At 40.4% G+C, this 21,604-nt stretch carries 21 protein-coding genes, 1 tRNA gene, 1 pseudogene and 1 riboswitch; of the genes and pseudogenes, 3 read left to right on the top strand and 20 right to left on the bottom strand.

From position 1 onward, the window contains the following. Window positions 1-15 precede the first annotated feature (15 nt). The 5 genes from hemB to hemA all read right to left on the bottom strand — a co-directional run bounded on the left by hemB (window position 16) and on the right by hemA (window position 5,012). Entirely contained in the window at window positions 16-996 is a 981-nt protein-coding gene (gene hemB, locus LC455_RS11985; RefSeq protein WP_223591123.1) for a porphobilinogen synthase, read from the bottom strand. A gap of 106 nt (window positions 997-1,102) precedes the next feature. Beyond that, window positions 1,103-1,879 (bottom strand): uroporphyrinogen-III synthase, encoded by a 777-nt coding sequence (locus LC455_RS11980; RefSeq protein ID WP_223591121.1) that lies wholly within the window; start codon window positions 1,877-1,879, stop codon window positions 1,103-1,105. Then, window positions 1,873-2,811 carry a hydroxymethylbilane synthase gene (gene hemC / locus LC455_RS11975; protein ID WP_223591119.1) on the bottom strand — a complete coding sequence of 313 codons (939 nt, stop codon included), beginning with the start codon at window positions 2,809-2,811 and terminating at the stop codon, window positions 1,873-1,875. Before hemC ends, LC455_RS11980 begins: the two co-directional genes overlap by 7 nt. A 9-nt stretch (window positions 2,812-2,820) precedes the next feature. Continuing rightward, on the bottom strand, window positions 2,821-3,654 hold the full coding sequence (gene ccsA / locus LC455_RS11970; protein ID WP_223591117.1) for a cytochrome c biogenesis protein: 834 nt from the start codon (window positions 3,652-3,654) through the stop codon (window positions 2,821-2,823). A 14-nt stretch (window positions 3,655-3,668) separates the two neighbouring features. Then, window positions 3,669-5,012 (bottom strand): glutamyl-tRNA reductase, encoded by a 1,344-nt coding sequence (gene hemA / locus LC455_RS11965; protein WP_223591115.1) that lies wholly within the window; start codon window positions 5,010-5,012, stop codon window positions 3,669-3,671. Between the two features lie 203 nt (window positions 5,013-5,215). Between hemA and LC455_RS11960 the strand changes: the two genes are divergently transcribed. Further along, window positions 5,216-5,704 (top strand): LiaF transmembrane domain-containing protein, encoded by a 489-nt coding sequence (locus tag LC455_RS11960; protein ID WP_223591113.1) that lies wholly within the window; start codon window positions 5,216-5,218, stop codon window positions 5,702-5,704. A gap of 30 nt (window positions 5,705-5,734) precedes the next feature. Here the strand turns inward: LC455_RS11960 and yihA are convergent, their stop codons facing one another. The 6 genes from yihA to LC455_RS11930 all read right to left on the bottom strand — a co-directional run bounded on the left by yihA (window position 5,735) and on the right by LC455_RS11930 (window position 15,012). Next, window positions 5,735-6,316 (bottom strand): ribosome biogenesis GTP-binding protein YihA/YsxC, encoded by a 582-nt coding sequence (gene yihA / locus LC455_RS11955; RefSeq protein WP_223591111.1) that lies wholly within the window; start codon window positions 6,314-6,316, stop codon window positions 5,735-5,737. Then, the gene (gene lon, locus LC455_RS11950) at window positions 6,313-8,640 is read right to left on the bottom strand and encodes an endopeptidase La (protein WP_223591109.1); all 2,328 of its coding nucleotides are present in this window, start codon (window positions 8,638-8,640) and stop codon (window positions 6,313-6,315) included. The genes yihA and lon overlap by 4 nt, the downstream gene beginning before the upstream one ends. Window positions 8,641-8,840: 200 nt before the next feature. After that, window positions 8,841-10,508: an ATP-dependent protease LonB gene (gene lonB / locus LC455_RS11945; RefSeq protein WP_223591107.1), complete on the bottom strand. Its 1,668-nt coding sequence runs from the start codon at window positions 10,506-10,508 to the stop codon at window positions 8,841-8,843. Window positions 10,509-10,836: 328 nt separating this feature from the next. Continuing rightward, on the bottom strand, window positions 10,837-12,096 hold the full coding sequence (gene clpX, locus LC455_RS11940; protein WP_223591105.1) for an ATP-dependent protease ATP-binding subunit ClpX: 1,260 nt from the start codon (window positions 12,094-12,096) through the stop codon (window positions 10,837-10,839). Window positions 12,097-12,539: 443 nt separating this feature from the next. Further along, window positions 12,540-13,817, bottom strand: a complete 1,278-nt coding sequence (gene tig, locus LC455_RS11935) for a trigger factor (protein ID WP_223591102.1) — start codon at window positions 13,815-13,817, stop codon at window positions 12,540-12,542. A gap of 169 nt (window positions 13,818-13,986) precedes the next feature. Then, the gene (locus LC455_RS11930; RefSeq protein ID WP_223591100.1) at window positions 13,987-15,012 is read right to left on the bottom strand and encodes a tetratricopeptide repeat protein; all 1,026 of its coding nucleotides are present in this window, start codon (window positions 15,010-15,012) and stop codon (window positions 13,987-13,989) included. 442 nt (window positions 15,013-15,454) lie between these two features. Here LC455_RS11930 and LC455_RS11925 point away from each other — a divergent pair, with 442 nt between their 5' ends. Then, on the top strand, window positions 15,455-15,739 hold the full coding sequence (locus LC455_RS11925; RefSeq protein WP_223591098.1) for a hypothetical protein: 285 nt from the start codon (window positions 15,455-15,457) through the stop codon (window positions 15,737-15,739). Window positions 15,740-15,983: 244 nt separating this feature from the next. Here the strand turns inward: LC455_RS11925 and LC455_RS11920 are convergent, their stop codons facing one another. From LC455_RS11920 to LC455_RS11905, 4 genes are all read right to left on the bottom strand, one after another. After that, a complete protein-coding gene (locus tag LC455_RS11920) occupies window positions 15,984-16,109 on the bottom strand; it encodes an anti-repressor SinI family protein (protein ID WP_223591096.1) in 126 nt (41 codons plus the stop codon). A gap of 17 nt (window positions 16,110-16,126) precedes the next feature. Beyond that, a riboswitch (cyclic di-GMP riboswitch) is annotated at window positions 16,127-16,216 on the bottom strand. Window positions 16,217-16,503: 287 nt separating this feature from the next. Beyond that, window positions 16,504-16,641, bottom strand: coding sequence for an anti-repressor SinI family protein (locus tag LC455_RS11915; RefSeq protein ID WP_223591094.1), 138 nt, complete (start codon window positions 16,639-16,641; stop codon window positions 16,504-16,506). Window positions 16,642-16,871: 230 nt separating this feature from the next. Continuing rightward, window positions 16,872-17,693, bottom strand: a complete 822-nt coding sequence (locus tag LC455_RS11910) for an ATP-dependent DNA ligase (RefSeq protein ID WP_223591092.1) — start codon at window positions 17,691-17,693, stop codon at window positions 16,872-16,874. 73 nt (window positions 17,694-17,766) lie between these two features. Next, window positions 17,767-18,228, bottom strand: a complete 462-nt coding sequence (locus LC455_RS11905) for a hypothetical protein (protein WP_223591090.1) — start codon at window positions 18,226-18,228, stop codon at window positions 17,767-17,769. 220 nt (window positions 18,229-18,448) lie between these two features. On the opposite strand from LC455_RS11905, the gene LC455_RS31400 reads away from it, so the two are divergent. Continuing rightward, a complete protein-coding gene (locus LC455_RS31400; protein ID WP_263297762.1) occupies window positions 18,449-18,571 on the top strand; it encodes a hypothetical protein in 123 nt (40 codons plus the stop codon). A 399-nt stretch (window positions 18,572-18,970) separates the two neighbouring features. On the opposite strand, the gene LC455_RS11900 is transcribed toward LC455_RS31400, so the two are convergent. The 5 genes and pseudogenes from LC455_RS11900 to LC455_RS11885 all read right to left on the bottom strand — a co-directional run bounded on the left by LC455_RS11900 (window position 18,971) and on the right by LC455_RS11885 (window position 21,253). Further along, window positions 18,971-19,204: a hypothetical protein gene (locus LC455_RS11900; RefSeq protein ID WP_223591089.1), complete on the bottom strand. Its 234-nt coding sequence runs from the start codon at window positions 19,202-19,204 to the stop codon at window positions 18,971-18,973. A gap of 190 nt (window positions 19,205-19,394) precedes the next feature. Beyond that, window positions 19,395-19,589: a YolD-like family protein gene (locus tag LC455_RS11895; protein WP_223591088.1), complete on the bottom strand. Its 195-nt coding sequence runs from the start codon at window positions 19,587-19,589 to the stop codon at window positions 19,395-19,397. Between the two features lie 15 nt (window positions 19,590-19,604). Continuing rightward, window positions 19,605-19,733, bottom strand: a complete 129-nt coding sequence (locus LC455_RS31395) for a hypothetical protein (RefSeq protein ID WP_263297761.1) — start codon at window positions 19,731-19,733, stop codon at window positions 19,605-19,607. A 351-nt stretch (window positions 19,734-20,084) separates the two neighbouring features. Further along, window positions 20,085-21,059: pseudogene (locus tag LC455_RS11890) on the bottom strand (tyrosine-type recombinase/integrase). A gap of 117 nt (window positions 21,060-21,176) precedes the next feature. Continuing rightward, window positions 21,177-21,253: transfer RNA gene (locus LC455_RS11885), tRNA-Arg, on the bottom strand. Window positions 21,254-21,604: the final 351 nt, after the last annotated feature.

Below are 21,604 nucleotides of genomic sequence, written 5' to 3'. Positions count from 1 at the left end.
CTTTTCAAAAATGGATTATTCTTCTTCCTTTAACCAGCGAATCGCATCTTTTGCGGCATAGGTAATGATAAGATCTGCACCGGCACGCTTCATGCCTATGAGCATTTCAAGGACGGTCTTTTTCTCGTCAATCCAGCCGTTTAAAGCAGCCGCTTTGATCATGGAATATTCACCGCTGACATTATATACGACAACAGGTAAATTAAAGGTATTTTTCACATCACGAACGATATCTAGGTAAGGCATACCAGGCTTAATAATTAAGAAATCTGCGCCTTCCGCTACATCGGATTCTGCTTCTCTAAAAGCTTCCATCCGGTTTGCCGGGTCCATTTGATAGGTTTTGCGATCGCCAAACTGCGGAGCACCCTCTGCCGCTTCACGGAATGGTCCGTAGAAGGCGGAAGCATATTTTACGGCATATGACATGATTGGAATCTCTTGAAAACCAGCTTCATCTAAACCGGCACGGATTGCTGTTACAAAGCCGTCCATCATGTTAGACGGAGCAATGATATCTGCTCCTGCTTCAGCTTGGGCTACAGCTGTTTTTACAAGCAATTCAAGTGATTTATCGTTAAGGACTTTCTCCCCTTCTACGACGCCGCAATGGCCGTGGCTGGTGTATTCACACAAGCATGTATCAGCGACAACGATGACTTCCGGGAATTTTTCTTTTATATAACGGGTTGCAACCTGGATAATGCCATGATCATGGTAGGCTTGCTCTCCGCAGGCATCCTTCGTTTTTGGGATACCGAATAGCAATACGGACTTAATTCCGTGGGCAACGATATCTTCCATTTCCGCTTGAAGATTGTCCATTGATACTTGGAATACGCCTGGCATGGAGGAAACTTCGTTACGGATGTTTTCTCCTTCATAAATAAACAGCGGATAAATGAAATCTTCCGCTTTCAGGTGGTTTTCTCTAACAAGTGCACGCATGCTTGCGCTTGAACGCAGGCGGCGGTGGCGTTTAAATTGAAGATCCATAGTAATTTCCTCCCAAAATATAGCTTTATTTGCAAATTTTTCTGGTTTATTTGCGAATCCGCGGCTTTTATTTTCGAATTTACCACTTTTATTTGCGAATCCTATTTTAGCGATGCTTTTCTAAAAAATCTATCGTGCTATTGATCATGTCTTTCACGGTATACACCTTTGGTGAAGCATGCACCGCAAGACCGTATTCAAGTAATTTTTTCTCGGTGACTGGACCGATGCAGCTGATTACACAGCTTGACAGCTGCTCATGCAAATCGTAATCCTTTACTACTTCCATGAAATGATCCACCGTTGATGGACTTGTAAAGCTTAAAATATCAATCTCTCCATCAGCCAGCATTCCACGTACTTTTAAACGGCTTTCCTCAGGCAGATACGTTTCATAAATGATGACCTCTTCAACCTGGGCACCCGCCTCCGTTAAAGCAGCTGCGATATATTCACGGGCAAGATTGCCTTTTGGAATTAGTACCTTTGAACCACTCTGAAGGATCGGTAAAAACTCCTCCACAAATTCTTCGGCAACATACACCGAAGGAACAAACTCAGCTTGAACCCCTTTTTCCTTCAAAACTTCTTCCGTCTTTTTACCAATGACGGCGACCCTCGGCAAAGCCTCCACACTATCGTCTAAAAAAGTAAAAAAGGTTTCCACCGTAACATTACTTGTAAAAATAATCCAATCATATGTATCAAGAGCCTTCAAACAGTCTTGAAGGCGCTCATTTGATGCTATCGGCCGAAAGGCAATTAGAGGGATTTCAATGGGAATCCCTCCATAGCTTTCAACAAGCTGCGAAAAAGATTTTGCTTGATCTTTTCCTCTTGGAACTAGAACTCTTTTATCAAGGAGAGGCAGGGAGTTTAGCATTGACCTTCGAGCTCACGTTTCACTCGATCAATCAGGTCCTTGGCTCCTTTTTGAGTTAATAAATCCGCAGCTTGAACACCAAGCTCTTCCGGATTTTGTCCGCGAAGTTCTTCTTTAAAGATTTCTTGACCTTCAGGAGAACCGACTAAAACATTAAGGACGATTTCATCGTTTTCATCGATACGGGCAAACCCGGCAATCGGCACCTGACAGCCGCCCTCCATTTTTTGCAGGAAGGCACGCTCAGCGCGAACGGCTCTTTCCGTTTTCTTGCAGGTGAATTTTTCAAACAGCTCATGAAGCTCTTTGTCATCTTCGCGGCATTCGATTGATAATGCTCCTTGGCCTACGGCAGGAATACAAATGTCGGCATCAATAAATTCAGTCACGACGTCGCTTGCCCAGCCGAGGCGGGAAAGGCCTGCTGCCGCTAAAATGATGGCATCGTATTCTTCACTCTTTAATTTTTCTAATCTTGTATCGACATTTCCGCGGATCCACTTAATCTCTAAATCCGGACGCTGCGCTAACAGCTGTGCACTGCGGCGCAGGCTGCTCGTACCAATAATGGCACCTGGCTTCAAATCGTTTAACTTAACATGGTCTCTAGAAATAAGGGCATCACGGTGGTCCTCACGGAACGGCACGCAGCCAATGGTCAGTCCCTCTGGAAGCACAGCCGGCATGTCTTTCATACTATGAACGGCCATATCAATCTCTTTATCCAGCATGGCTTGCTCAATTTCCTTTACGAACAACCCTTTTCCGCCTACCTTGGAAAGGGTGACATCTAATATTTTATCACCTTTCGTGACGATTTCTTTTATTTCGAATTCGAAGCGGGGATCTATTTTCTTAAGCTGTTCAATCACCCAATTTGTTTGTGTTAATGCTAACTTGCTGCGTCTAGAGCCTACAATAATTTTTCGCATGACTGCCTCCTATGAATACCATAAATGAAAAGATGATAACCGCCCAAATAAGAAAAAGTTAATTAATACGATTAAAAAAGATGCTGTATTCCAAAGGGCTAATTTTTTCCCTGATAGATTTTTCGCAATCCGGAGATATAAAAAAACGCTATAGGCCGTTAATAATAGAAAAGAACCAATAATTTTCATATCATACCAAGGCATCCCGGGAACCTTTAGAAAAGCCCATTGTAAGCCCAATATGAGTGCCAGCAGGAGCATGGGAACACCAATAACGGCTAATATGTAGGATAATCTTTCAAGCTTCTCTAAATCTGCGAGACGAATAAGCCGTGTTCCCCATTTTTTTCGTTTTAATAGATCGTATTGAAGAAGGTATAGTAATGAAAAAACAAACGATAAGGAAAAAGCACCATATGACAGTATCGCCATTGTAATATGAATTAATAAAAGTTCAGAAACAAGCTGTTTCGCCATAATGTTCGAATGATATTGCATTGGAGCAAAGGTATGAATCGCCATGACGGTAAAGCCCAGTATATTTGTAAAAAAGACAATAAAATCGACTCGTAGTAAGTGATTTATAACAATTGACAATGTTACTAATACCCAAGAATAAAAGTAGAGTCCCTCAAAGATTGTGAGTACTGGGAATCTACCTGTCTTATTCATATAGAAAAATAGAAACACCGTTTGTAAAACCCATACAAATGCAAGTAACCAGAAAGCAGTTCGGTTTGCCTTCCGGTTATGGTGAATGAAGTCGAAAAAATATAACAACACACAGAAGGCATACAGAACAACTGTAAACTCATGAAGCCTCGTCATAAAGACATCAGACATAACAGAGGGCCCCCTTATGACTGAAAGGAAGCCTGTGCTTCTGTAACCGATATTTTATTGGTTTCGGCTGCTTTCGCATGTTGTTCGTGAACAAGCTCTTCAATATTAAATATTTTCATAAATAAGTCCATTGCCTGTTCGGCATTAGGTTTGGCAGCCAATTCTTTTGCTTGTAAAATTGGATCCTTTAACATTTGGTTAATAATACTCTTAGTGTGTTTATTTAACACCTTGATATCACGATCTGATAAATTAGGAAGTTTTCTTTCCAAGCTTTCCATTGTTTCAGCCTGAATCGCAAGGGCTTTTTCGCGAAGAGCCGAAATGACAGGAACCACACCAAGCATCCCAAGCCATTGCTTGAAATCGACGATTTCCTTTTCGATCATGAGCATGATTTTTTCAGCAGCTTTTTTGCGCTCTTGCAGGTTAGCCTCGACAATTCCCTCTAAATCATCAATATCGTATAAAAAGACGTTTTCAAGCTCGGCAATGGCTGGATCTAAGTCACGCGGTACGGCAATGTCCACCATAAATAATGGTTTGCCCTTCCGCATTTTTTCTACTTTCGCCATCATCGCTTTGGTAATGACAAAATCCTTCGCACCGGTTGAACTGATTAGAATATCTGCTTCGATCAGCGATTTTTCTAATTCAGAAATTGTTCTTGCCTCGCCGCTGAAACGACCGGCTAACACTTTCGCTTTATCAAACGTCCGGTTAATAACTGTCACTTTTTTGACGCCGTTGCCGTGCAGGTTTTGTGCCGCTAATTCACCCATTTTTCCAGCGCCAAAAATCAACACATGTTTATTTGCAAGAGACCCGAAAATTTTCTTTGCCAGTTCAACTGCTGCATAGCTGACAGAAACCGCATTAGCACCAATCTCTGTTTCTGAATGAGCCCGCTTGGCAAGAGTAACCGCTTGTTTAAACAAGTGGTTAAACACAGAACCTGTCGTTTCCTCTGCTTGGGCAAGCATAAAGCTTGTACGAACCTGTCCTAGAATTTGCGTTTCACCTAAGACCATTGAATTAAGTCCACAGGTTACATTAAATAAGTGATCCACCGCACCATCGTCTTCATTTATGAAGAGGAAGGGTGAAAATTCTGCTTGTTCCATTCCAAACCATTCAGAAAGAAATTCTTTAATATAATAGCGGCCTGTATGTAATTGATCGACGACCGCGTAAATTTCCGTACGATTACAGGTAGATAAGATGATATTTTCCAGGATGCTTTTCTTGGTATTTAATTTTTTTATGGCATCCACAAGATCAGTTTCACTAAAGGTTAACCGCTCACGGATTTCGACAGGGGCAGTTTTATAGTTTAGACCGACAACTAATATATGCATTTGTTAAGAACACCCCCATTAATAACATGATTAACTAGATTGATTATATCACGAGCATTTTTTACATTCGCTCGGAAAATGTGAACATTAAATGAAACTATGTGGTAACATAGAAAATTATATGGGCAAAATTACTTCCCTATGTACAGTATCAAAAAATTCGATGATATTCAAGTGAACCTTACTGGAAGTGGTGTATTTCTATGAAAAACCTGCGTATTTTCCCTGGAATTATTTTAATTGGTTTTGGAGCCTACTTTTTATTACAGCAAGCGGGGATTACTCTTTTTCAACAATTTTTCACTTGGCCTACGTTACTCATTATTGTGGGAATTGCTTTCCTCGGCCAAGCGTTTAAGGCTAATGACCAGGAAGCCATCCTTCCCGGTGTCATCATGACTGGATTTGGCCTTCACTTTCATCTCGCCGGCCACGTTTCGTTTTGGCCAACAAATACAATCGGTATGTTAATTTTAATTATTTCAATCGGATTCTTTCTCCGTTTTCAAAAAACCAACACAGGATTATTTCAAGCATTCCTCTTTCTCATTTTAGCAGTGTTGCTGCTTTTCTATGATAAAATTGCGGGATATCTTGGCTTATTACAAAACGGTATGAGCTTGGTTTGGAAATTTTGGCCCGCTCTCTTAATCGTTGTTGGTATTTATTTTTTACTAAAAAAGAAAAAATAACCGCCTGGCATTATGCCTGGCGGTTTTTGTTTACATATAGCTTTGTAAGATTGCCCACGCTTTATCCTTTCCTTCCCCGGTTTCCGAGGAGAACAGGACGATATGGTCATTAGGGTCAAGATCTAACGTCTCACGTGTCACTTTTAGGTGCTTCTGCCACTTTCCTCTTGGGATTTTATCCGCTTTAGTGGCAATAACAACGCAAGGAATTTCATAATGCTTTAAAAAATCATACATCATGACGTCGTCAGTTGTTGGCGGATGGCGCAAGTCAACGAGTAACACACACGCCCTTAATTGCTCGCGGGTCGTAAAATAGGTTTCAATCATCTTCCCCCAAGCTGCCCGCTCCGTCTTGGACACCTTTGCATACCCATATCCCGGGACATCAACAAAATGAAGAATTTCATTGATGAGGAAAAAGTTTAATGTCTGAGTCTTTCCAGGCTTGGAGGAAATCCTCGCTAGGCCCTTTCGATTCAGCATTTTATTGATAAAAGAAGATTTGCCGACATTTGAACGGCCGGCCAGTGCAAATTCCGGCAGATCCGTTTCCGGATACTGCTCGGGTTTAACTGCACTAATGACTATATCTGAACTTACTACTTTCATTCTGCTCCGCCTTCCAATAGAGCATGCTTCAATACTTCATCTACATGTGTTACTGGAACAAACTCTAATTCATTTCGCACACTTTCGGGAATGTCATCGATATCTTTTTCATTATCCTTCGGAAGGATGACCTTTGTCAGGCCAGCTCGATGAGCACTCAGTGTTTTTTCTTTTAAGCCGCCAATCGGCAACACTCTGCCGCGTAAGGTAATTTCACCGGTCATGCCGACTTCGCGGCGGATAGGTCTGCCTGTTAACGCGGATACAAGTGCGGTAGCCATCGTTATCCCGGCAGATGGTCCGTCCTTTGGTACGGCTCCTTCTGGGACGTGAATATGAATATCATATTTTTCATGAAAGTTTTCTTCAATCCCAAGTTCTTTTGCTTTGGAACGAATATAGCTGAATGCTGCCTGCGCAGATTCCTTCATAACATCGCCAAGTTTACCCGTGAGAACCAGCTTTCCTTTACCCGGTGCTAAGGAAACTTCTATCTGTAAAGTATCGCCGCCCACGGTAGTGTACGCTAAGCCTGTTGCCACACCAACCTGGTCTTCTGTTTCCGCCTGGCCGTACCGGAATCGTGGCTTTCCTAAAAATTCTTCTACATTTTTATCGGTAATAACTACGCGTTTCTTTTCACCAGACACAATGATTTTCGCAGTTTTCCGGCAAATCGTCGCCATCTGTCGTTCAAGGCTTCGGACCCCTGCTTCGCGTGTATAATAGCGAACCACTTTTAAAATGGCATCATCACGAACCTGTAAGGTGCTTTTTGAAAGACCATTTTCCTTAATTTGCTTAGGCAGCAAATGGTCTCTTGAAATATGAACCTTTTCAATTTCAGTGTAGCCGGCAATTGTGATGATTTCCATTCGGTCTAACAATGGTCCCGGGATGGTTGACAGGTTGTTCGCTGTTGCGATGAACATGACCTTCGATAAATCGTATGTTTCTTCTATATAATGATCACTGAAATTATGGTTTTGCTCTGGGTCAAGGACCTCCAGCAGCGCTGCAGATGGATCGCCGCGGAAATCGCTCGACATTTTATCGATTTCATCTAATAAAAAGACCGGATTTATCGTGCCCGCTTTCTTCATCCCTTGAATAATCCGGCCTGGCATCGCCCCGACATACGTTCTGCGATGACCCCGAATTTCGGATTCATCACGGACGCCGCCAAGCGATACGCGAACGAAATTGCGATTGAGCGATGTGGCGATGGAACGGGCCAAGCTTGTTTTCCCAACCCCTGGAGGTCCGGCAAGACATAGAATCGGTCCTTTTAAGGAGTTAGTCAGTTTTTGAACCGCTAAATATTCCAGCACACGTTCCTTCACTTTTTCAAGGCCGTAATGGTCCTGATTAAGGATTTTTTCGGCCCTAAGGATATCAATGTCATCCTCTGTCTTTTTCGACCACGGAATGGAAATCAGCCATTCAATATAATTACGGATGACTGCACTTTCTGCTGAGCTTGTAGGCACCTTTTCATAGCGGTCTAATTCCTTAAGCGCTGCTTGATGGACATGTTCAGGCATTCCTGCTTGCTCGATTTTTTTGGTAAGGTCGGCAATTTCACCTGTTTTGCCTTCTTTATCGCCTAATTCTTTTTGGATTGCCTTCATCTGTTCACGCAAATAATATTCCTTTTGCGTTCTTTCCATGGAACGCTTGACACGCTGGCCAATCTTCTTTTCGAGATTTAACACTTCTTTTTCATTATGAATCGTGTCAATGACCATGTTCATTCTTTGTTTAACTTCAATCGTTTCAAGGATTTCCTGTTTTTCCTTCAGCTTGATTGGCAAATGGGAAGCGATGATATCAGCCATTCTCCCAGGTTCTTCAATATCTGCGACAGACGCATAGGTTTCAGCAGAGATTTTTTTGGATAATTTTATGTATTGCTCAAAATAATCAAGCATCGTCCGCATCAAGGCTTGGTCTTCCACATCTTTCGTTTCTGGGTCATCGAAGGTGGTGATAGTGACAGAAAAGTAATCTTCTTCATCATAAAAAGTAACAATTTCCGCCCTGCTTAGTCCTTCCACCAATACACGAATTGTTCCATTTGGCAATTTAAGCATTTGTTTAACTTTTGTTAAGGTTCCAACCTTGTATAAATCCTCTTCAGAAGGCTCATCGATCGAGACATCCCTTTGAGTGGTTAAAAAAATTAAATGGTCATCTACCATTGCTTTTTCAAGGGCCTGCACTGATCTTTCACGGCCGACATCTAAATGAAGCACCATGGTCGGATAAACTAGCAATCCCCGAAGCGGCAGGAGGGGGACGAGCAATTCATTATTTTTCGCCATAATACAGCACCTCCACATGCATAATCCTTTTTTACTACTGCAAATGCAGAATAGTCTTTGTTGTACAATTCTATCTTATTTGGTTTTACGTGTCTATTTTTAGAGTTAGACTGGGTATCTCTTTAGCAATATAATTATTTTCCCCAACATTCTCACAAAAAAACTCCGGTTTGCTTTTTAAGTCAAACCGAAGTGTTTGGTTAAATCGACTCTTTTTTAGATAGTTCAATGGAAGCGGGGATAGCGATATTTTTCCGATAATCATTTTTCAAGGCGATTTCAAATACCTCATGTAAATGATTAACTGGAACGATTTGAATGCCATCGATTTCATTTAGAATCGTTTGCATGTTTTCTTCCGGGATAATAACCGTTTTCGCACCGGCTTTCTTGGCTGCCTTCACCTTTGGATATACGCCACCAATCGGTTTTACATTTCCGTGAATACTGATTTCGCCTGTCATCGCTACAGTGTTGTCGATAGGAATCTTATAAATCGCCGAATAAATCCCTGTCGCCATGGCGATTCCTGCTGATGGTCCGTCAATTGGAACACCGCCTGGGAAATTCACATGGATATCGTAGTCATTTGCCGGGACACCCATGGAGCGGAGAACGGTAATGACATTTTCAATCGAGCCCCGCGCCATACTTTTGCGGCGTATCGATTTACCCTGTCCGCCAATGCTTTCTTCTTCGACGATTCCTGTAATATTTATGGTTCCTTTTTCTTTTGCGGGAATGACGGTCACTTCAATTTCAAGAAGCGCACCGGAATTCGGTCCATATACAGCTAGTCCATTGACAAGACCAACATGGGAAATATCATTGATTTTTCGTTCCATTCTCGGAGTCATTTGACTGGAATGGATCACCCACTCGATATCTTCATCTTTAATAAAATTACGGTCTTCCGTAATCGCCAGTCCCGCTGCGATTTGAATCATATTGACCGTTTCACGGCCATTACGGGCATAGGTAGAAAGTGTATTCACACCCGTATCGTTTATTTCCATATTCACCTTATCTGCTGCTTTTTTTGCTACTTTCACAATTTCTTCCTGGTTTAAGTCACGGAAGAATACCTCCATACAGCGCGAACGAATCGCCGGGGGAATTTCACTAGGTGTTCTCGTCGTTGCCCCAATGAGGCGGAAATCGGCAGGAAGGCCATTTTTAAAAATATCATGGATATGGGTTGGAATTTGGTTATTTTCCTCGTGATAATAAGCACTCTCAAGGAAAACCTTACGATCCTCTAATACTTTTAACAGCTTGTTCATCTGTATCGGATGAAGTTCACCAATTTCATCAATAAAGAGAACCCCGCCATGGGCGTTCGTTACAGCTCCTTGTTTTGGCTGCGGTATCCCAGCCTGTCCCATTGCACCAGCCCCTTGATAAATCGGGTCGTGAACGGATCCAATTAACGGGTCAGCAATCCCCCGCTCATCAAATCGTGCTGTTGTAGCATCTAGCTCAATAAAAACGGATTCTTTTTTAAATGGTGATTTCGTGTTTTTCTTTGCCTCCTCCAACACGAGGCGGGCGGCGGCTGTTTTTCCGACTCCAGGCGGTCCATAAATAATGACATGCTGCGGATTCGGTCCACATAACGCTGCTTTTAAAGATTTTATTCCATCCTCTTGGCCGACAATATCTTCGAAGCTTGTAGGACGTACCTTTTCTGATAATGGTTCTGTTAATGATATCGATCTCATTTTTCTAAGCTGTTCCATTTCTTTTCGGGATTCCCGATCGATGGAAACCTTTTGAGTCCGCTGATTTCTAAGCAGATTCCAAAAGTATAACCCGATGATGATTCCAAAAAACAGCTGTATAAATAAAGCAATCCCCGTCCAACTCATTCTTTTCCCTCCAGCACTATGTACTTCTATAGATATTAATAAGTATTTCCTGCCGAGAGGTGGAATAAACCACAAAATGCAAGAAACTGATATGCTAGGAATTTGTGTTGGGATAGGTTTGTCCATTTTTTGGAGTGCTTTGTCTATTTTTTGGAGTGCTTTGTCTATTTTTTGGAGTGCTTTGTCTATTTTTTGGGGTGCATTCTCTATTTTTCCGGGGGTTTTGTCCATTTTTTCTATTGGTTTGTCTATTTTTCCGATGACTTTGTCTAATTAGACAATTTTTGGAAATACAAAAGGACCCGGCAACTGCAAGGTCCTCAAACAATTATGCTGATTTTTCTTCAACAACTACTGTTCCGTCTTCTAAAACAAGCTTCGGAACGCTGTTGTTGATGACTGTTTCTTTCGTAATGATACACTTTGTAATATCATCGCGGGAAGGAAGGTCAAACATGACATCAAGCATGATTCCTTCAATGATTGAACGTAATCCACGGGCACCCGTTTTGCGTTCAATCGCTTTCTTTGCGATTTCCGTTAATGCGCCTTCTTCAAATTCTAGTTCAACATCATCAATTTCAAGCATTTTTTGATATTGTTTTACAAGCGCATTTTTTGGCTTTGTTAAAATTTCAATTAATGCCGCCTCGTCCAACTGTTCTAGGCTAGCGATAACTGGCAGACGGCCAATAAATTCAGGGATTAAGCCGAATCGCAGCAAGTCTTCAGGCAATACCTTTGAAAGTAGTTCTTTGGAAGTAATCTCTGCTTGCTTTGGATCAGCACCAAAACCAATTACTTTTTGTCCTAAACGGCGTTTAATAATCGGTTCAATTCCATCAAATGCTCCCCCGCAGATAAATAGAATATTGGTGGTGTCAATTTGGATGAATTCTTGATGCGGGTGTTTTCTTCCGCCTTGAGGAGGAACACTTGCCACCGTACCTTCAAGAATTTTCAATAATGCCTGCTGTACGCCTTCACCGGAAACATCGCGTGTAATCGATGGGTTTTCGGATTTGCGGGCAATTTTATCAATTTCATCGATATAAATTATGCCTTTTTCGGCTTTTTCTACATCATAATCGGCAGCCTGAATTAATTTTAATAAAATATTTTCAACGTCTTCACCGACATAGCCTGCCTCTGTAAGAGAAGTCGCATCCGCGATCGCAAATGGAACATTCAAGATACGAGCCAATGTTTGTGCCAATAGAGTTTTCCCGCTTCCTGTTGGCCCGATCATAGCAATATTACTCTTGGAAAGCTCGACATCATCAATTTTGCTGTTGGAATTGATGCGCTTATAGTGGTTGTAAACGGCAACAGACAAGGATTTCTTTGCTTGATCCTGGCCAATGACATATTCATCAAGGATTTCACAGATTTCCTTCGGTTTTGGAACATCTTTAAATTCTACTTCTTCTTCAGTTCCAAGCTCTTCCTCTACGATTTCTGTGCAAAGCTCGATGCACTCGTCACATATATAAACTCCCGGCCCTGCCACTAGTTTACGGACTTGATCCTGCGTTTTTCCACAGAATGAACATTTTAATTGTCCTTTTTCATCATTAAATTTAAACAACTCTTTCACCCCTTGAAACGTGTTATATCCTTCTTTGAAGCTGGTGGATCATCCAAACAAAAGCCGAGTTCAAACTATTTCTAAAATGGTATGTATTCTGCATTGTATCATATTTGGCCAATGGACTGGAACTAAAATGCTTTATGTTTTGATTTGTTTGGAGAAGCACCATTTGAAACTTATGTACTCATTAATCTTTGCCATATTTTTTGAAATTAAATCTAAAAGCTCTTTGGAAATTATTAATTCGATATGTAATGTTGATTTTCCTGCCCATTGTAAATAAAAGCTGAAGCGCCTTGACCAGGGGCTTATGACCTCGAGCCCTTAGGAGCTGAAGCTAGATATTAAAAAGGTTTCCCTGACATAATTATAATATGTAATTGAAAAAATGTATAAAACAAGGCACGATAAAAATCGTGCCCTGCGATTACTTATAAAAATTACTTTTTGTTTTCAACAAGAAAGTCGATCGCTTTTTTGAATTTAAGTTCAGATTTGATTCCTTCTACGCCGCCAAGTGCTTGTTTAATAGCATCAATTGACATGTTGTACATACCAGCCATTTTATCAAGCTCAGCGTTTACATCTTCGTCAGTTGCTTCAAGGTTTTCCGCTTTTGCAATTGCTTCAAGTGTTAAGTTCACTTTAACGCGAGTTGCTGCTTCTTCCTTCATTTGTTCACGAAGTGCATTTTCGTCTTGACCAGAGAATTGGAAGTAAAGCTCAAGGTTCATACCTTGCATTTGCAGGCGTTGTTCGAACTCTTGAAGCATGCGGTTTACTTCATTAGAAACCATTACTTCAGGAACTTCTACTTGTGCGTTTTCAGCAGCTTTTTCCACTAAAGTGTCACGAAGGTTGTGTTCTGCTTCATGCTTTTTGCTGTCCTCTAAACGAGTTTTGATTTTTTCTTTTAATGCATCTAATGTTTCCACTTCATCGTCAACATCTTTTGCGAACTCGTCATCTAATACAGGAAGCTCTTTGCCTTTGATTTCGTGTACAGTTACTTTGAAAGTAGCTGGTTTGCCAGCAAGCTCAGCTGCATGGTATTCTTCAGGGAATGTTACTTCTACATCTTTAGATTCTCCAGCTTTAACACCAACTAATTGTTCTTCGAAGCCAGGAATGAAAGATCCTGATCCAAGTTCTAAAGAGTGGTTTTCAGCTTTGCCGCCTTCGAATGCTTCGCCATCAACGAATCCTTCAAAGTCGATAACAACTGTATCACCGTTTTCAGCAGCAGTGTCTTCTTTCACAACAAGCTCAGCGTGACGGTTTTGAAGTGTTTCTAATTCTTTTTGAACGTCTTCGTCAGTTACGTTTGTATCTAACTCTTCTACTTCTAGGCCTTTGTATTCGCCTAATGTTACTTCAGGCTTAACTTGAACTGTTGCTTTGAAAATAAGATCTTTGCCTTTTTCCATTTGTTCGATGTCGATATCAGGACGGTCGATTGGCTCGATTCCTGTTTCGTCGATTGCATTGCCATATGCTTCTGGAAGAAGAATATCTAATGCGTCTTGGTAAAGTGATTCTACACCGAAACGCTTTTCAAACATACCGCGAGGCATTTTTCCTTTACGGAAGCCTGGAACGTTTACTTGCTTAACAACTTTTTGGAATGCTTCGTCTAAACCTTTGCTTACTTGTTCAGCACTTACTTCAACTGTAAGGACGCCGCGGTTTCCTTCTAATTTTTCCCATTTTGCTGTCATACCTATTTTCCCTCCAACATCTATTCTCATTTCATTCGTAACGAATTAAGAATCGAAATATGTCTTGTCCAATAAGTCATATTTCCACTTTTTTAATGTAAAATATAATTTTTTACACAATGCAACCCCTACATTATAACACAGGATTGCTGTGTTTCAACACTGTAGGTTATATATTAGGATAAGAAATTTTCTCAATTAACTCAATTTGGTCTCTTGCTTGCTCTATTTCTTGCTGTGTTACCCCATATTCTTGAGTTACTTTGGTTATTTTTGGATCAATTCCCATGTATTCTTGTGCCAACGTGTAGAAGGCAGCAGCCCAGGAAGCAGAATTCGCTGGTGGTAATTCAAAGGGATAGCTAATAAAAAATATCCGTTCAATCATGCCGCTGATATTTTCAAAGAGTATAGGGTCACTGCTTTCAAGTTGATTTTCTAGTAGAGCTTTAATTTGGATCATTCTGGGCTGTTGTCTAACATCCGGCAATTGCGTGGGGATGACTGTGTTTTCTTGTGAGAATTTTGTTATTTTTAACTCCCGATCGATTTCTTGCTCTTTGAGCAGCGTTAACAAAATCGTTTTAAGAAATGGATGCCCTTCTTCTGTTATGAGGTATTCTTCAATCTCAGGAACATAGGGGCGGATATTTTTTTCTGCCAGGTTCGAAATTAGCAGCATTTGTTCATTTAGATTGTTTGATGATAAAAGATTCAACTGCCGTGGATGGTTTTCCTCAATCTCGGGTTCATTTATGTCCAGCTTGCGACTCTCCGCCATTCTCTGGCTGAATTGGAGGATGGTTAAAAAATGGTCATGTTTATCTAATGGAATCTCTTTTTCTTCTAACAAGGCTTCAATGGTAGAGACAATTTCTTGGTATTCATGGAGCTGGATAAGGATTGTTAAATAAAGGTCTACCATTTGAAAATAGTCGCCAATTCCTTTTAAGAGCATTTCGTTGGCGAGCTTTCTTGCTTTTTTAAAGGATCCTGCCTCGAAATAAGCAAGAACCAGTCCGATTAGGATGTCGTCATTTTCTGGATCTAGTTCTTTTGCTTCTTCTAAAAGGGTAATAGCTTCTTGAAATTTTTTATTATGCAGGCTCTCTAAGCCTTTATCTGTTAATCTTTTTTCAATTCCGGGAAAGAAAATGACATTATCGATTCGTTTTGCCTTTTCCCGTTTTTTCATAAAAATCCGTCCTTTTGCGTGTCATGGAAAATATTGTAGCATAAATGAGGCACAAAAAAAACTCACCGGTATGGGTGAGTATAATGATTGGTATGTAGTATGGCGTCCCAGGAGAGATTCGAACTCCCGACCGCTTAATTACCTATCCGCATGGCTAACCGTTGATTGAAACGGACACTGATTCGGTCATTTGCCGAACTTTCGACCGTTTCTAATACAACACGACATTTTTATAGAAGAAAAGCGGATAGGGTGCTCAAACTTAAAAAAACTAAAACCGAAATTTCTCTGTCCTTACTTTCCTCACTTTACCGGGAGCCTTCGTACTACTCCAATTCTGCAGGGTTATCCATTTTTTACATTTTTGATAGCTTAAATACCGATATTTTACATATAATTCAATAAGTTTAAATTTCTACCAATATGAATTGGAAGGAGTCGCATGTCAAACGCATTAAAATGGGCTGGCTACTTCGCCATTGCTGTTGGTACTATTATCGCTATTTATATCGTAACTTCACTAAAGGTAATCGACATAAGTGCGATCGATTTTGTATCGGAAGAGGCTCCGCATCCTTACCGTTGGCTTTACGCTGGTTTTGTTTTGGCGGTCACGCTGCCTATCGGACTTATGGCGGTCACAGTTTCGCATTATCTCGAAGGTAAAGAAGGTGAATATACATATAACGCAAAGAAAAGGCGCGAAGAAATATCTCGCGACATTTAGCCTCGGTAAATCACTGAGGCTTTTTATTTGATATATTCTGATAAATTTTAATGATCTGTTTGGAATCATTCATTGTTAGAAGTTCTTTATTTCACTAATTTTCGGCTGCTTCTTAAGCCCTTCGTATTTCAACTAACGAGGCATATTGGTGCAATAAGTGAAATTAACAATCCCAATTGGTTTAATTAGAAATTGATTGATATTGTGCAATTTTTAATGGTAAAAAAAAGAGACCGTAATAGGTCTATGATGATTGTAGGAAATCTCTAATTTCATCAATTGAAATTCCTAAATCTCGTGCTTCACAAATGAGGTCTAGCCATTCTTCATCTAATTCTTTTTCAGTTTTTAAGATAGTGTTTACAGACACAAAAATAGCCTCCAAAATTAGGCAACCCAGCGATCAATAGTAATAAAAGTACCTTAGACCTGTGGCTTTGCGTCCCTGACTTTCGTACAGGTTTGCCTTTATCGTAATATAGTGATAAAGCACTAAAACAATTAATACTAATGTAATAATACTATATTTCTTTCTGATACAGTTTGGAAAAAATCCCAAAAACTTCGACATAAATCGGAATAAACATGTCAAAATAACGTCATTTATGTACAACAATAGAAAAGGTGCTTATTCAACTAACATGCAAATAAATTTATGTAACACCGAAAAAAATCAATACCAAATAAGACCCGTCCCAAACCTTAAAAAATAAGGAGAGGCACAATACCTACAAAGCAACTATGTAAGTTAACTTTAAACTCTGCTATAATTTATGGTTTTTCCTTTTCTCTTTTTCTTTTTCTAAAAAAATCTTAAAATCTTCTTTAGTAATATCAGATTTCATTGCTTCTTTTACTAACTCAATCCATTCTTTAGGAAGATTAGACTCACTTTTTTTCACATTTATCCCTCCATTTAAAACAGACTTATTGTAAATTAGAAAGCATTCGAGATTAAAACTAATCTCAATATAATTTTCGAACTTAAGGGTCTATTTATGTGGTATCAGATTAAATGAAGTATAAATGAAAAATACGTAATATGAAATTAATATTGCTCTAAGATTGTGAAATTATATACTTAAAAAAACGAGGACTTTAGTTGAATAAGTGATCAAAAAAAGAGTGGGCGCTAGACCCACTCTACAAAACCTGGTAGCCTCAACAAGCCAGCCTTTGTTAAATTACGATATTTGACGCGGCACTTGATCGGATTAATGTACGCAAAGTCATCCGTTTCACTTACAATCGGCGCTCGGTAAATCTTCGTACGTTCTTTCGCAGGCACACCGAGCTCCATGACGCCAGCATAGCGGCCATCATTAAATTGTAGCAGCCAGCCGAAATCCTTCGGTTGCTTGCGGTAGCCAACGACGAACACATCAGCGTATTGGTAATTGATCACCTTTAACCACGAATGCGACCGCTTGCCGACTTCATAGCGCGAATCCTTTCGCTTTAAAACGATGCCCTCGAGGCTCTGCGCCTTTATTGCGTCAAAATATGCCTCGCCACGCCCTTCAATAAATTGCGTCTTGGCAATTAGGTCTGAATCTGTCGGTACAATGTCCGCAAGTAATTCCTTACTCTCAAGCAACGGAAGATTGGTTACTCTTTGTCCTTCGTGCTGGATTACGTCAAAGGTTACGAAAGTAATCGGAGTATTATCTCGCGACGACATGAACCGGCCCATCATCGCCTCGAAGTCCGGCTTGCCTGCGTCGTCACTAACGATTAACTCGCCATCGAGCACGGTACCTGGCGGAATTTCGAGGCTGTGTAACTCGGGGAATTTCGATGTGATTTCGTTATTGTGGCGGCTATATAAACGTACCTTGCCTGCTTGGTCTACAGAATATATGACGCGGATGCCGTCGAGTTTTAGTTCGGAAATGTAATCAGTTGAGTCGAACGGATGATCTGATTTATGCAGTAACATAGGCGATATGAACATAGAAAAACACCTCGCCTATCATTGTAACACGGTTAGCATAACTGAAGATTAGGAGACTATTGGAAGGAGTAAATCACTCTTCAAATATCTCTTTATCCCCTTTATTCGTAAAACCTTTAGGCCATTTTGTTTTTTTGATTGCTGCGAATACTTCATCTTTTTTAAGAATCTCTATGTATTCATCAACTAATCGATTTAAATCAAATTCTTCTTTTCCTCCGTCAAATAAATACGTAATAAATGCATCATCAGAATGAGCATTATTTACAGAAAGACGTGTCTTTGAAAATGGATAAATCTTACCCTCATACTCCAATTCATCGATAGGAAATTGATTTCTTGGAAGGTTCAAATCAACTAGAACAGTTTTTTCATCTTGAACAACCTGTTTGTGTTTGTTAAATGACTCTCTAATCCAATTACTAATTGACGTGTGAACGATCATACCACTATCAAGTTTATTAATTTTTTTTTTTACATCATTGAAAATCAAATTTTTATCTTTTATTATTTCCTTTTCAGTTGATATGTACACTCTTACATGATCAACCCTGCTTTATTTCATGAAATCACAACCTTTTATTATATTAATTTTTTACCATCAAAGGTAATATTTGACACACACAAAGAAAAAACCTTCTAGATAAGGAGAAGGTTTTAAATTTTTTCGCATTTTCTTTTCCCAGCAAGCTTCTAATGCTTCACTTGAACTTAAGACCTGGCGTTGCCTTGCTGATGCGCCGCGAGGTGTAACCATGTCCGAGGATTTTTGCGAATCAACGCGGGAGGAATGGGAGAAGATTGAGCGGTCATTTATCATATTAACGTCAAATCATTACGCAGATAATATCGATATGCAGGATTTTATGCAGCGTTGATATGGCGCGGTTTATCCCGGCATATATCCGCCAGTATCTCCGGTATTTCCCACGGTTAATGCATAACGGAATGATTACGATTAAGTAGCGTAGCCCCTCCGATCAGCTCCCCCCGTAAGTTCTGGACCACCTTCCGCCCCAGCCGCCTCGTGCTAATGATATTGCGAATATGTATTGTTTTGAATAGGTGGACGCACTGGCGGCAACCCCTCCGCAGTATGCCACCGTATCCACATGTACATTACGTGATATTACCCGTTATTATCGTAATATACCGCATTCCTTCTATTATATACCCCTGGTAGGTATATGCGTAAGGTCGTGCCGTTGTTCAACCCGTTTGTTGAAGAAAGAGTGATATTTTATAAAAAATGAAAACTTTAGCCTGCATGTGGCATTCTAATTGTTAACTATATTAGGTAGCATTATAATTCCGTGTCTGAAACCATTTGCTAAAATGACAATCCCTTCGGCCTCTACAATTTCGTCTGCAAAATGAACGGAACATTTCCCTTCTTCGCGAAGATTAACCGCTATTTCGATCAGCATTTCATTTGAGATTAATATGCTATTCGTAAATTCACCGTTTACAATTAAAGAAACTGCTAAATTGCTCATTTTATGGTCCGACAACTTACCCACCTTCTTTAGTAAAATTTATCTACAAGATTAAAGGTATGATGTGCTTTTTCGTATATGTTTGGTAATGTTAACCAAGAGGCTGACCTTAATCCAGTCACGCCCTCCTCTTTTTTTAGCGATCTTAAGTATTGTCTTTTTTTCATATCTAAAGGAAACTTATTTTCATGGTAGTTGAAGAACGTCAGCCTAAAACTTTCACTCCGACAACCCTATCGAAAGCCACTCGCTCAAACTCTCCGTCCTTTACTTCTATCCGCAGTTCTTTCGTCAATGGATCAACATAATGAACACGGCCGCTTATCTCCGAAGTGAAACCGTCATCCCATACGCTAAGCCTCACAGAATGGCCGTATTCCATTACGTAGGCTATCCGCAAGTCAAACTCTTCCGCCTAGTGTTCGTCAATAATCGGCTTACTCATGCGCTCTGTATCTCGCCACATATCCCGCTGCGTCTTAATTAATTCCGGCATGCCATACGCAAATTGCCACTTTTGTATTCCGCGATCTCTTATCGCCATAATATCACCTCGCTATTATTACATACGAACGAATGTTCTATATGTATATAGAGAGATTATTAAAGCGATAATATTAATGTAGGATTCCTCCTATGGAAATAAATTGGGTAGAAAAGCCATCCTTTGAATATAAGGGTGGTTTTTCATTTTTTGATTAAGGAGAAATCTAATGTTTAATTCGATATATGATCATGTTATAAATACCCCTTTTACTATCTTTTTTATTTTATCAATATTGGCTGTATCGTTTCTTTTTCTTTTTTATCGTGCCGCCAAAGGAGATTCGTCGACTAATCCTAATAATCCTAAGCAAAAAAAACGCCACCCGTTAAGGTGACGCAATGGTTTTCGTTATAAATACTTCCGTAGACTCTCCGCTGTTTCTTCTTTATCGAGGTGCAAGTATTGCGTTGTGACCGCGAGATTACTATGACCTAACGCTTTCGATATCTCCGCAATGTTAGCGTCTTTACTCAGCAATGACTTGGCGAATCCTCTACGCAGTGCATGCGGATTAATATTGCGAAGCCCATACATTCGGGCGTACTTATTTAGACGCTTCTGTATATTGTTATAAGACGGACTATTCGCAATCACTCCGCCCTGCATCGTTATAAAGACGTATTCATTTTTCCTGAAATACTCGCGCCTAATGGCGTCATTCTGGCGTATCAACACCGTAAGCAATTTGTTAAGCGTATCATCGAACGGCAGCAAAAACTGTTCGTGATTCTTCATTATCGCGCCATCTAAGCGCAATAGCTTGGCCGAAAAGTCAATATGCTTATTCTCGAGATGCACGATCGTATTGATCCGGATGCCGGTCTTATACATAAGCAAGGCGGCTGTTGCATCGCGGGGCTGAACGAAGTCGCTCAAATCGAGCACCGATAGCAACATTTTAATTTCTCGCTCGGTAGCGCCCTCTTTAACGTTGTTGTCGACCTTTATATTAATCGGTTTCCAAAACTGCGCCTCTACCCACCCATTCGCAAAACAACGGCTTAGAAACGCCTTCAGGCACTTTACACGCGTTAACTTCGTCTGATTGCTGACATCCATGCCGGCCAGCCAATCGTAAATGGTTTCGGCAGTTATTTCGTTTAAGTATAAAACGCCAGTTTATACCGCGAAATGATTGACGTAAACAGAATAATCGTTAATGGTCCGCGGACGGTTTCCGCTGATCTCCATTTGCCGTGTAATCGTTGCAAGAGCCTTTTCGATGGTTAATCGCTCGGGCTCCGGTTTCCTCTCCGTAGGACGCTCGTTAAATAATCCGCTAAGGTCCTCCGTGATGGTTAATACGCTCTTCTTTTTTGACATAAAAAAAGCCTCCTAGCTGCGCCAAATTTCAAGTCGTTTCGGTGATTGACCGATACACTGACTGTTTCATTTGACGGGCTAGAAAGCGATAACCTTGCGGTTTTATGGTATGTAGTATGGCGTCCCAGGAGAGATTCGAACTCCCGACCGACGGCTTAGAAGGCCGTTGCTCTATCCTGCTGAGCTACTGGGACGTATTTAATTATCAAGGACAAGATTTATTATATTATCCTAATAACTAAAAGTCAACGGATTTTATTACTTTTTTTATTTTTATTTTAGTTTAAGTTTTCGAAATGAAAATTTTAATCGTTCTTAATGACTAGGTACACGTTTTTTCTCGTTTCAAGAGCGTTATAAACCTCTCTAAGTGACCGTGGAACATCTTTTTCTTGTTTTACGGGCATTATGAACCCCTCTTAACGACCGTCAAACATCCTTTTCTTGGTTCACGGGCATTATGAGCCCCTCTTAACGACCGTCAAACATCCTTTTCTTGGTTCACGGGCATTATGAAACCCTCTAAACGACTGTCGAACATCTTT

It is taken from the genome of Neobacillus bataviensis, assembly GCF_019969725.1.
Note: the sequence above shows the minus strand (reverse complement) of the source record. Positions and strands in the feature narration are given on the sequence as shown.